At 32.3% G+C, this 13,697-nt stretch carries 8 protein-coding genes; all 8 read left to right on the plus strand.

The window, feature by feature from the left end:
* The 8 genes from ACVCZW_RS04405 to ACVCZW_RS04440 all read left to right on the plus strand — a co-directional run bounded on the left by ACVCZW_RS04405 (position 1) and on the right by ACVCZW_RS04440 (position 13,697).
* Positions 1–837 (plus strand): alpha/beta hydrolase, encoded by an 837-nt coding sequence (locus ACVCZW_RS04405; protein WP_452231732.1) that lies wholly within the window; start codon positions 1–3, stop codon positions 835–837.
* Positions 838–989: 152 nt separating this feature from the next.
* Positions 990–1,364, plus strand: a complete 375-nt coding sequence (locus ACVCZW_RS04410) for a four helix bundle protein (RefSeq protein WP_452229077.1) — start codon at positions 990–992, stop codon at positions 1,362–1,364.
* Between the two features lie 6 nt (positions 1,365–1,370).
* Positions 1,371–2,693: a tRNA lysidine(34) synthetase TilS gene (gene tilS, locus ACVCZW_RS04415; protein ID WP_452231733.1), complete on the plus strand. Its 1,323-nt coding sequence runs from the start codon at positions 1,371–1,373 to the stop codon at positions 2,691–2,693.
* Positions 2,693–5,080: a cytochrome c biogenesis protein CcdA gene (locus ACVCZW_RS04420; protein ID WP_452231734.1), complete on the plus strand. Its 2,388-nt coding sequence runs from the start codon at positions 2,693–2,695 to the stop codon at positions 5,078–5,080. Before tilS ends, ACVCZW_RS04420 begins: the two co-directional genes overlap by 1 nt.
* Positions 5,081–5,211: 131 nt before the next feature.
* The gene (locus ACVCZW_RS04425; RefSeq protein ID WP_452231735.1) at positions 5,212–8,739 is read left to right on the plus strand and encodes an FG-GAP-like repeat-containing protein; all 3,528 of its coding nucleotides are present in this window, start codon (positions 5,212–5,214) and stop codon (positions 8,737–8,739) included.
* A 266-nt stretch (positions 8,740–9,005) separates the two neighbouring features.
* Positions 9,006–12,605 (plus strand): FG-GAP-like repeat-containing protein, encoded by a 3,600-nt coding sequence (locus ACVCZW_RS04430; RefSeq protein WP_452231736.1) that lies wholly within the window; start codon positions 9,006–9,008, stop codon positions 12,603–12,605.
* Between the two features lie 164 nt (positions 12,606–12,769).
* Positions 12,770–13,237 (plus strand): phage tail protein, encoded by a 468-nt coding sequence (locus ACVCZW_RS04435; RefSeq protein WP_452231737.1) that lies wholly within the window; start codon positions 12,770–12,772, stop codon positions 13,235–13,237.
* Positions 13,238–13,241: 4 nt separating this feature from the next.
* Entirely contained in the window at positions 13,242–13,697 is a 456-nt protein-coding gene (locus ACVCZW_RS04440) for a phage tail protein (protein WP_452231738.1), read from the plus strand.

A 13,697-nucleotide genomic window follows, 5' to 3' on the forward strand; every position in this document is an offset into this window, starting at 1 on the left:
ATGGAGCATACTACATTTCAATTAAAGATAGAGAATCAGGTATTACATGCAGCATATTGGCAGCCTGAAAACCCTAAGGCAACCGTAGTTTTATTACACGGCATGGGAGAACATTTAGGGCGATATGAAGCTTTTGTTATTCCGAAATTAACAGCAAATAATTATGCGGTATTGGCATATGACCAAATCGGACATGGTAAAACGGAAGGTAAAAGAGGACATGTAGCCAGTTATCAATTGCTTTTAGATTGTTTAAACAGAGCTGCCATAGAAGCTAAAAAACGTAACCCAAACGTCCCCGTTTTTCTTTATGGACATAGTATGGGCGGAAATGTGGTGATTAATTATGCGCTTAAATATCAGTCCCAAATTAAAGCAGTAGTTGCTACTAGTCCGTTGTTGCGTTTAGCATTTAATCCGCCAAAATGGAAAGTCGCTCTAGGTCGTTTTATGTTGCATATTCTACCAGGTATTACGTTACCAAGCGAGCTAGATGCTTCCGGGATTTCTAGAGATAAAGCAGAAGTAGCGCGTTATCAAAAAGATCCGTTAGTGCACGATAAAATTAGTCCAATGTATTCGTTTCCTGTTTTTGATGCAGGCGAATATGCTATTGCGAATGCCGATAAATTAAATATTCCAATGCTAGTTTGTCATGGTACAGGTGATAAAATTACAAGTTGGGAAGCTTCCAAAGCATTTGCCGAAAATACACCCAAAGCAGAAGTAAAGCTTTTTGAAGGTGGTTTTCATGAATTGCATTATGATTTTTGTAAAGAAGAATTGATAAATACTATAATTGCGTGGTTGGATGATAAAGTGAAAAGTGAAAAGTGAAAAGTGAAAAATGAAAAATGAAAAGTGAAAAATGAAAAGTGAAAAGGCATAAGGGAAATGGCAAAAGGAAAATGCAAAAGGCAACAGTCGTTAAGGTGTAAGTAAAAAGGTAAAAAGATGGAAGTAAAAAGTTAAATGTTTAAGTTTGTTAAATGAAAAGTTATAGAGATTTAATTGTTTGGCAAAAATCGGTAAACATGGTAACTCTTGTCTATAAATTAGTCCATGATTTTCCAAAGGATGAAAAGTTTGCTTTGACTTCACAAATTAAACGAAGTTCCGTTTCTATTCCTTCGAATATAGCTGTAGGCTATGGTCGGAATTTCACAAAAGAGTATACTAGATTTTTGCAAATCTCCAGAGGTTCTTTATTTGAAATGCAAACACAATTTCAAATAGCAGTAAACCTAAATTTTATAAAGGAAGAGAATCGAGAAAAAATAAAATCGTTTTCCATAGAAATTGAAAAAATGCGCAATGTTTTAATTAAAAAACTGCTAAACGAATCTCTTCTAACTTTTGCCTGATAACTAATGACTTTTCAATTATTTAAAGAACATATAAACCAAAACCTTCCTTTCCTTCAAGAAAGCAAACTTCTTATTGCTATTTCTGGCGGATTAGATTCTGTAGTTTTAACGCATTTATGTCATCGTGCAAATCTGAATTTTGCATTGGCACATTGTAATTTTAATTTACGCGGAAACGAAAGTGATGGCGATCAAGATTTTGTATTACAATTAGCCGAAGATTTACAAGTAGAAGTTTTTACCCAAAGTTTTGATACTAATACCTTTGCCGAAACAAATAGGGTTTCCACACAAATGGCAGCAAGAGAATTGCGATATGATTGGTTTGAAGCTTTATGCGAACAACTACAATTCGATTATATCTTAACAGCGCATCATGCAGACGATAATCTGGAAACTTTTTTAATCAATCTTACTCGAGGTACAGGATTAGACGGACTTACAGGGATTCCCGAAGTGAATGAAAATGTGGTAAGACCATTATTAAAATGTACTAGAGAAGAAATTGAAAATTTTGCTAAAAGCAATAATTTTAAATGGCGAGAAGATAGTAGTAATGCTTCCACAAAGTATTTGCGAAACAAGCTTCGTCATGATGTAATTCCTGTTTTGAAGGAAATGAATTCTGAACTACTTCAAAATTTTGAAACCACACAAAATAATTTACAAGATTCTAAAAGCATTATTGAAGATGCTATAATTGGAGTGCAGAAAAAAGTAGTTTCGGTGGAAGATGGTATTATAAAATTCGATATTAAAAAGCTTCAGAAACTATCCAATTCCAAAGCATATTTATTTGAATTGCTAAAAGAATTCGGATTTACGGCTTGGAATGATGTTTACCATTTATTGGATGCACAATCCGGAAAGCAAGTCTTTTCTAATACACACAGGTTATTAAAAGATAGAGCATATTTGTTGTTAACGGAAGTAGATTCTAATGTCGCCTCGAGCGCAGTCGAGAGGTTATTCATAGAAGAAAATACAAAAAAACTAAAAACGGATTTAGGAGTTTTATTCTTTGATGAAGCAGATGCCATTTTGGGCAAACATACCAATGTGTCTTTTGTTGATAAAGATTTGTTAAAGTTTCCGCTATCGGTAAGAAAATGGGAAAAAGGCGACTATTTTTACCCTTTAGGTATGCAAGGCAAAAAGAAGCTGAGTAAGTTTTTTAAAGACGAAAAATATTCCTTAGTAGAAAAAGAGAAAACTTTCGTTTTGTGTTCCGGCGAAGATATTGTTTGGGTTATAAACAAGCGTGGTGACAATCGGTATAAAGTCACAGAAAAGACAGAAAATATATTAAAAATTACATTACAATAATGAAGCATTTTTTACTCGTACTACTAGCATTTTTTTCTTTTAGCCAATCTTTTGCTCAACTAACACCAGTAAAATGGTCGACAGAAGTAGAGAAAGTTTCAGAAACAGAATACAACCTTATTTATCAAGCAGAAATAGATGCATATTGGCATTTGTACTCGCAACATTTACCAGAAGGTGGCGCATTACCAACAGAGTTTGAATTTGATTCTATTGCACAAACGCAAGACTATAAGCGAATTGGTGAAGTTTTAGAAAGTGAGAGTATCACGAAGTTTGATAAAGTCTTTCAAATGGATTTAACCTATTTTGATGGTTCGGCAACGTTCACCCAAAAAATAGAAGTACTAGATCCTGAAGTAACGACTATTTCTTCTGAAGTGTTTTTTCAAGCCTGTGATGATGAGAAATGTATTTTTGACAGTGAAGTTTTAAATTTTGAACTTCCTAGGGATTCTAATACTGCGAATTCCAATATTCTAGATCCGGTAAAATGGACGACAAATATTACAGAAATAGAAAAAGATGTATATGAAATTGCATACGAAGCAACCATAGATAAAGACTGGCATTTTTATTCACAAAAGGTTGTGGAGGATTCTGAATTAGGTCCAATACCAACCGAGTTTAGTTTTAATAATACATCGCAAGATTATGAATTGATTGGCGATATAGAAGAATCTAAAACCAAAGAAGTTTTTGAACAAGCGTTTCAAATGAAAGTGCGTTATTTTGAAAACAAAGCCGTTTTTAAGCAAAAATTTAAAGTTTTAAATTCAGATTTAAAAACGATAGAAGCAGAAGTGTTTTACCAGGCTTGTGACGACGTAAAATGTCTTGCACCAACGACGTATACATTTACCACAAATTTAGACGGAAGCTTGAATGCAAAAGCTACTACAGCTATCGATGCAAGAAGCAAAGAGTTGTCTGATAAACTACAACTGAATGTAACGGGTTGGGATAAATATGAAAAAGAAGAAGTAAAAGAAAAATCGAATTTTGGAATCTTTGTTCTTGGGTTTCTTGGCGGTTTAATCGCATTATTAACACCTTGTGTTTTTCCAATGATTCCGTTAACGGTTTCCTTCTTTACAAAAAGTGCTAGTAATAGTCAGAAAGGATTAGCAAATGCGATGCTTTACGGACTGTTTATTCTAGTAATCTATGTGCTTTTAAGTTTACCATTTCACTTTTTAGATTCACTAAATCCCGAGATTTTAAATACTATTTCTACAAATGTCATTCTAAATATTATCTTCTTTATTATCCTTGCTTTTTTTGCGTTTTCTTTCTTCGGATTTTATGAAATCACATTACCAGCATCTTGGGGGAATAAAATGGATTCGGCATCTAACGTTGGTGGAATTATCGGTATTTTCTTTATGGCATTAACACTTGCTATTGTTTCCTTTTCTTGTACTGGACCCATTTTAGGTTCCTTACTAGCTGGATCGTTAACTAGTGATGGTGGAGCGATGCAACTAACGATGGGAATGACAGGTTTCGGACTAGCATTAGCGTTACCATTTACTTTATTTGCAATGTTCCCGAAATGGTTAAACGCATTACCAAAATCTGGTGGATGGTTAAATACCGTTAAAGTAGTTCTTGGATTTTTAGAATTAGGAATGGCTTTTAAATTTTTATCGAATGCCGATTTAGTAAAACATTGGGGTCTTTTAAAACGTGAAGTTTTTATTGGTATCTGGATTGTTTTAGGAATAGGTTTATTACTGTATCTTTTAGGAAAAATTAAGTTTCCACATGATAGTCCGCTTAAAAAATTAAGCTTCGGTAGAATTTCTTTCGCTGTATTAGTAGGTGCATTTGTAATCTATTTAATTCCGGGTTTAACCAATACAGAACACGCAAACTTAAAACTGTTAAGTGGTTTTCCGCCACCTTTACCATATAGTTTATATGAAAAAGATTCGGATTGTCCGTTAGGATTAAATTGCTATAAGGATTTAGAAGAAGGCGTTGCAGCAGCAAAAGCAGAGAACAAACCAATCATGCTAGATTTTACAGGTTGGGCTTGTGTAAACTGCCGAAAAATGGAAGAACAAGTTTGGAGTAAAGACAAGGTTTATACTATTTTAAACGAAGAATATGTTATCATTTCTTTATATGTGGATGATAGAAAGGAATTGGAAAAAGACGAGCAATTTCAATTCTTAAAACACAACGGAAGCATTAAGAATATAAAGACCATTGGCGACAAATGGGCAACCTTACAAACGCTAAATTTTCAGAATAACTCACAACCATTTTATGTGTTATTAGATCATAATATGGAACTTTTAAATCATACTACAGCATATACACCAAATGCAGATGAATATTATGATTGGTTGGTTAAAGGTGTGGAGAATTTCAAGGAGTAATTAAGTGTCAGATAATAAGTGATTTAGATGAATACCTTCAATTTAATTGAAGGTTTTTTTTTTGTCATTTTTTTAAAAATTGGGCCTAACTAAAAATAATTAATTTTATCTTAGGTCAATAATCTAAACTTATGAAATTAAAATTACTTTTAGTAGTTACTACTTTTTTTTATTGTTTTACAGTTTGTGGGCAAATTGGGTTTGAAGAAAATAATGTTATTCTTAATTATGAAGCTTATTCTGGCTTTTTCACTCCTATATACTCAGGAGATATTGATGGCGACTCGGACAATGATTTGATTGTTGGCTTAAAAGGTGCTTCTGAACTTGCTTGGCTAGAAAATCTAGATGGTTTAGGGGATTTTGGAAGGCCTAAAACTATTGATTTTTCGAATGTTTATGAAGATAAGCATTCATCTATCTATCTAGTGGATATCGATGATGATGGAGATAAGGATATTCTTTCTGGACGGCTTGGATCTATAGTCTGGTATGAAAACTTAGATGGATTAGGGACATTTAGTATTTCTCAAACCATAAATTTTGATGCTGAGTTAATTTATTTTGCAGATATTGATGGAGATATGGATGTAGATATTATTGCATCTAGTGGGGAAATTGTTGGGGGAGATAGGATATTTGCTTGGTTCGAAAATACGGATGGACAAGGAACTTTTGGAGCACCAAATATTATTAATGATGAATTTGATATTTATTCTTTTCATTTGGTTGATTTTGATAATGATAATGATTTAGATATAGTTAGTGGAGGTTATAATTACGTACGTTTTTATGAAAATATAGATGGTTTAGGTACTTTTCAGTTTGTAGGAAACATAATTGATTCTGTAATAAAATCAATCTCTTCCATTGATTATGATAATGATGGAGATATGGATGTTATTGCTATTTCAGACGAAAATGGACAGATGAAGTGGTTTGAAAACACCGATGGAATGGGGAGTTTTTCATCTGGAACAGAAATTGGTGGGGGAGGATCATTTGTAGATGTAGTTGATATAGATGGTAATGGATATTTGGATATAATTACCCCTGGATCTTTGCGTAAAAATAATGGTTCAGGTAATTTTTCCTCTTCTTATTTTCCAATAAATATGAATAATCCAAATCATGTACAAGCAATTGATTTAGATAGTGATGGAGATTTAGATATCCTAAGAGGATATAGATTTGATAATAATATTTCATGGAATGAGAATTTAGATACGCAAGGAAATTTTGGTGATGAGAAAATTATATTAGCAAAAGTATCCGACCCCAATGATGTTCTTTCCGTAGATATGGATTTAGATGGAGATGAAGATATACTTTTTTGTTCGGATAATATTTTGGGTTGGTTTGAAAATACTGATGGATATGGTCTTTTTGGGAATATTAAAGTAATAGATTATAATAGTAGCACTAATTCTGGTAGTTATAATTTTGTTTTTGCATTTGATATTGATGGAGATGGAGATTTAGATGTTGTTTCTGCTACTTCTAGTAGTGTAAGGTGGTTTGAAAATATAGATAGTCAGGAAACTTCTTTTGTAAGGCACTTTATTGGTAGTGTGCCCAATAATAATATTTATGGAACATCAATAAGTGTTGAAGATATTGATGGTGATAATGATGGTGATATTTTAATAAATAGTCATGGTAATATCTTATGGTTTGAAAACTTAGATGGACAGGGGGATTTTAGTGCTTCGGAAGTATTGATTTCAAACGCATATTCTGGTCCTATTTACTTAATTGATATGGATCATGATAACGATAATGATATTGTTTTTGGTAGTTCTGATATTTATTGGGTAGAAAATATTGATGGACAAGGAACTTTTGGAAATCCACAACTTATATCTACAGGTATAGGTGAAATAGATGTGGTTTATGTAGCAGACATTGATAACGACAATGATATGGATATTGTATCCGCTTCTTCCGAAGATCATGAAATAGTCTGGTATGAAAATTTAGATGGTTTAGGGTCTTTTGGTACAAAACAAACAATATTTACAGATGAATCTTCTTTAATAAAGTCCATTTTTTCGAACGATATGGATAACGATGGAGATATGGATATAGTTTCAACTTCATATTCAAGTAGTGGATTAACTATTGGCGATATATTTTGGCATGAAAATATTGATGGCCAGGGAACATTTACCTCAAGTCAATTAATATCTACTAATCCACAAAGACCAGTATCTGTTTGTTCTAGTGATATTGATGGTGATGGTGATGCGGATGTACTCATGTCTTCAATAAATGATAACAGAATAACCTGGTACAAAAACTTGGGCGTTTTAGGAAACGAAATAAATGGGGTAATACAACTAGATTTAGATTTAAATGGTTGTGATAATAATGATATAAATGTTAGTAATTTACTAATAAATGCCGATAATGGCAACGACAGCTTTTCTACATTTACTTTGAATAATGGTAGTTATCAAATAGCAGTTAATGAAGGGAGTTTTACGACTTCTATTTCTAATTTACCTAGTTATTATACATCTAACCCTGTTTCTCAAACATCAAATTTTATAGGTATTGGTAATGTAGATACAATAGATTTTTGCTTAACTTCCAATCAAACGGTAAATGACTTAAAAATAGTGGTTTACCCTTCGCAAGATGATCTAAGACCAGGTTTTGATACAAGTTACCAAATAGTGTATAAAAATGTAGGAACAACAATATTAAGCGATAATATTACCTTTGAGTTTGACAATACAAAACTTAACTTTTTAAACGCGAGTAAACCAATAAGTTCTCAAACATCAAACACACTGACTTTTAATTTTACAGATTTAAATCCTTTCGAAACTAGAACCATTGATTTAGAATTTAATGTATTTGCACCACCAACAACTAATATAGATGATGTTCTAATTTCAACTGCAACTATAAATCCAGTGACAGGAGATGAAACAGAAGAAGATAATACATTTATTCTTAATCAAACCGTTATCGGCTCTTACGATCCAAATGATATTCGAGTTTTAGAAGGTGAAGAGATTCTATTAGAAGAGGCAGATAAATACTTACATTATATCATTCGTTTTCAAAATACGGGAACCGCAAGTGCCATTAATGTGCATGTAGAAAATGTACTAGATGATAAGTTAGATTATACTACCATGCAGATAGAAAGTCTAAGCCATACCGGAAAAGTAGAAATTACAAATGGTACGATGGTTGATTTTATATTTAATAATATCAACTTAGCAGATAGTACCAATGATGAAACAAACTCGCATGGATTTATAGCCTATAAAATAAAACCAAAAAGCGATGTAGTAGTTGGTGATGTTTTTTATAATACTGCAGATATTTTCTTCGATTTTAATCCTGCTATTACAACCAATACAGTAGCTACAGAAATTGTAGAAAATTTATCGGTTAGCGAGTTTAATACCAATACTTTTTCTGTGTATCCAAACCCAACAGAAAATCAATTAACCATTACCAGTAAAACACCTTTAAGTGCTATTACTATTTTTGATATTAATGGTAGAAAAATTAAAGATGTAAAACTATCCAATCATACATTACAATACCAATTAGATGTCGCTAATTTATCTAACGGAATGTATTTTGTAGAACTAGTTTCTGAAAACTCGCATGAAACACAGAAGTTTATTAAAAAGTAAATTATTGAACATTAGTATTTTAAAGAGCTTCCGTTTTTAAGGGAAGCTTTTTTTTTTATATTAAAGTGACTTTTCAATTTAATTGTAGAGCACATTGTTCTGTTCTTGCAATTCGTTTTTAATTTGCTCGGGCAATTAATAATTTTGAAGATCTTAAAAAGCTATAGGTGATTCTAGATTTAAAATGGTCTAGTTTTGAAGTGTATATGTAAAATAATTTATTTATTTATTGTAAGTTAGTATCCTAAATCTATTAGACCTAAATTATGAAAAAACAAGTACTCCTATTCCTTTTTACTTTTTGTCTTACTTTTTATGCAACTGCCCAAATAGGGTTTCAGGAAAATGTAATCATTGATGATACCTATAACCCAAAAGGAATCAGAGATATTTCAATTGCCGATATAGACAGTGATGGCGATTTAGATATTCTCACAGCATCTTTTCAAGGGGAAAATGTATATAAAATTGCATGGAACGAGAATTTAGATAACAATGGTGTTTTTGGTGTACAAAAAAACATATTTACCATAGAAATTTCTACAAGTTCTTTAGTGGATGCTCAAGCTAAAGATATAGATAATGATGGCGATATAGATATACTATTTTCTTATGGTAATGGAGGGGATTCTTTTACTGTAGCTTGGTTTGATAATGTAGATGGATTAGGAACTTTTAGTGAAGAACAACTAATTGGAACATCTGATATTACAGATATTGTAGCTTTAGACATTGATAATGATGGCGATTTAGACGTAACAGGAAATATTAATAATTCGCTAACCAGAGTATGGTATGAAAATACTACTGGTTTGGGCGATTTTGGTAGTGAGCAAGTATTGGCAAATAATATAAATATTAATAAATTAGTATTTGCAGATATAGATGGTGATGGTGATTTAGATATGTATGATAGTAAAGAAACTAGTTTAGATGTTTTTTATTGGTATGAAAGAACTACGCTTTTTGGTGAATTTATAGAACATACTATAGATTATCCAATTACAACTTTACAAAAATTTTATCTTGTAGATATTGATGAAGATAATGATCTAGATTTAGTAAGAGCGGCAGGAGATATCCTTTTACATAGAAATGATGGTTCTGGAAATTTTGGTTCCGAAGAGATAATTGGAACAGGAGTCACTTTAGGTGTTTTACACATTGAAGATTTAGATGGTGATGGTTTTAAAGATCTTTTAGTTGCATCGCAATATGAAGATGAAGTAGTATGGTATAGAAGTATAGATGGTGATGGTAATTTTGAGAGTAGTCAAGATTTAAATATAGAAACAGATCCGTTAAATGCTCTTTTTTATCATGATTTTAATGGGGATGGTGATACAGATATTCTTTCCTTCTCAGGATCAGATCAAAGCTCTCATATTCTTAAATTACATAAAAACTTAGATGGTATAAGTAATTTTAATGGAGGAGATATTATTGAACAAAATGCAGATATGCCTAAATCTGTATATTCGGCAGATATAGATGGTGATGGTGATATGGATGTTATATCTATATTTCATGGAGATAATGAAATTTCATGGTATGAAAACATGGATGGTTTGGGTACTTTTAGTCTATCGCATGTAATTACTACTAACTTTACTGATGGTTTAGATGTACATTTAGACGATATAGATGGAGATGGAGATATAGATGTATTAGCTGTGCCTGAACGTGCTTTATTTGACCCTAAAGTAGTATGGTTTGAAAATATAGATGGTCTAGGGAATTTTGGTTCAGAGCAAATTATTACAACCGCTATTAGTACCGCAACCTCTATTTATACTTCAGATATGGATGGCGATGGCGATAAAGATGTGCTTACTTCTTCAGAATTTGATGATAAAATTGCATGGTTTGAGAATCTGGACGGTCAAGGTTCTTTTGGTACAGAGAACATTATTACAGTTAATGCAAATGGTGCTTTCTCTGTTTATGCTCAAGATATGGATGGGGATGGAGATATGGATGTGCTTTCAGCTTCCAAGTATGATGATAAAATAGCTTGGTATGAAAATGTAGATGGATTAGGGGATTTTGGTGACGAACAAATTATTAGTCAAAATGATGATGGAGCGTCTTTAGTATATGCGATTGATATAGATAATGATGGTGATTTGGATGTGCTTTCTGTGTCTGAAAATATCGCTAAAATTTCATGGTATGAAAACCTAGATGGTTTAGGAGATTTTGGACCAGATAATATTATAGATACTAACGGTTCTACATTTTCTTTTGGAGATAAAACTTTAGCTGTTTTTCCAATGGATGTAGATGGCGATGGAGATATAGATGTTTGCTCTGCTACTTCAAGGGAGAATAAAATATCTTGGTATGAAAACATAGATGGATTAGGGAGCTTTGGAACAGAACAAATAATATCTACAGATGCCGACGGAGCTAATTCAATTTTTGCAATGGATATAGATAATGATGGAGATATGGATATCATTTCATGTTCTGAAGACGATGATAAAATTGCGTGGTATAGAAATATTGGTATTGTTGCGAATGAAATTAATGGAATTTTAAGTGTAGATTTAAATGCGGATGGCTGTGATGCTTCAGATCCTACGCTTGAAAATATAATGATTTTGACGGAAAGTGATTCAGAAAACCTTGCTACCTTTTCATTAAGTAATGGATTTTATCAGCTTTTCCCAAATGAAGGCGAATATACAACTTCTATAACATCGCAATTACCGTATTACTATGTTTCTAATCCAACATCACAAACCTCTACTTTTACTGGAGTTGGTAATGTAGATACCATCGAGTTTTGTTTAGAGCCAATAGGGTTGGTAAATGATTTGGTTGTTAGCGTTTATCCTTCTTTTGATGATCCTAGACCAGGATTTGATACTACGTATCGCATCGTGTATAAAAATATAGGTACAACGACTATGAGTGGTACTGTAACTTATGAATTTGATGATACAAAACTTTATTTCGTAGAAGCTACTGAATCTGTTGCATCGCAAACTACAAACACGTTAACTTTTGATTATTCCGATTTAAACCCGTTTGAAACTAGAATAATAGATGTAGTATGCAGCTTATTTACTTTACCTACTACAAATCTTGGAGATATTTTAAACGCATCCGCAACAATTGAACCAATTACAGGAGATAACACTCCAGAGGATAATATATTTTTATTAAATCAAACCGTAATTGCTTCTTACGATCCAAATGATATTAGCGTTTTAGAAGGGGAAGAGATTCTACTAGAAGATGCAGATAAATACTTACACTATATCATTCGTTTTCAAAATACAGGAACCGCAAGTGCCATTAATGTGCATATAGAAAATGTACTAGATGATAAGTTAGATTATACTACCATGCAGATAGAAAGTCTAAGCCATACCGGAAAAGTAGAAATTACAAATGGTACGATGGTTGATTTTATATTTGATAATATTAATTTAGCAGATAGTACCAATGATGAACCAAACTCACATGGGTTTATCGCTTATAAAATAAAGCCAAAAAGTGATGTGACAGTTGGAGATGTTTTTTATAATACGGCAGATATTTTCTTCGACTTTAACCCAGCAATTACAACAAATACAGTTGCAACAGAGATTGTAGAAAACTTATCGGTTGGCGAGTTTAATACCAATACTTTTTCTGTGTATCCAAACCCAACAGAAAGTCTGCTCACCATTAAAAGTAAAGTTGTTTTAAATAGTTTAACAATTTATGATGTTAATGGCAGAAAGTTAAATGCAATAGAAATAAAGAATAGTGCATTACAATATCAATTAGATGTAACTACATTATCTAACGGAATATACTTTTTAGAGATAATTTCAGAAAATGCAAAACAAACGCAGAAGTTTATTAAAAAATAAATTTTAGTAAAAAATTATTTTAAAGAGCTTCCGTTTTAATGGAAGCTTTTTTTTGTTATATGGAATGGTGAAAATCTCCAGTAAAATATGTATATTTATATTGTAAAATATTGATTTGTAGGATTTTGCGTTTATTTTAACGAATTAATTTTAAATATAAAGTTATGGCTGCAGTTGGAGATTACCCTTTGGTGAAATTTCATTTCTCCGTAGAATGGGGAGACGATTTTAGATTAGACTTCTCAGAAGTAAGCGGATTAGATTTTGAAACACAAGTCATAGAATATCGTTCCGGAATTAGCAAAAAATATAATAAATCAAAGCAACCAGGTCTCACTAAGTATAGTGATGTTACCTTGAAAAGAGGCACGTATCAAGGAGATTTCGACTTTTTTAAAGAGTGGCAAAAAACATATTTTTTTCAAGAAGGAAACAGTACTGGATCTTTATATAGAAGAAGTGTATCTATAAAGCTGCTCAATGAAAATCATGAGCCCATAGTAACATGGCTTCTGGAAAATGCTTGGCCAAGTAAAGTGCAATCGGCAAGTTTAAAAGCAGATAGTAATGAAATTGCTATAGAAAGCATGATATTAGTGCATGAAGGTATACGTGTTTTAGAAGCAAAATAACACAATGGCTAAAGATGTATATCCTATTGTTAGTTTCCATTTTAATGTAACTTTTGTTGGTTTGCCTAAAGCGAAACAATTACAAGTGGGCTTTCAGTCTGTTGTTGGGTTGCAGGCACAAGTGCAGAGTAAACCCTTAATAGAAGGTGGCGAAAATAGATTTGTGCATCAACTTCCTTCCGGTATTATTTATACACCACTCACCTTAAAAAAAGGAATGGTTTCCCAAGAAAATACAGCGCTAGTGCATTGGTGTCAAGAGGCTTTTCAAAATCATGTAAAACATCCAATTGAAGCAGTAGATATAGATGTTTTAGATGAAAAACATGCCGTTTTATTGCGTTGGCGCTTATTTCATGTGTGGCCAATGCGTTGGGAGCTAGGGAAACTGAATGCAGAGAAAGGAGAGATTCTTATAGAAACTTTGGTCTTGAAATATAATTACTTTCAACCCATTTAA

The organism is Lacinutrix sp. MEBiC02595 (assembly GCF_053601555.1).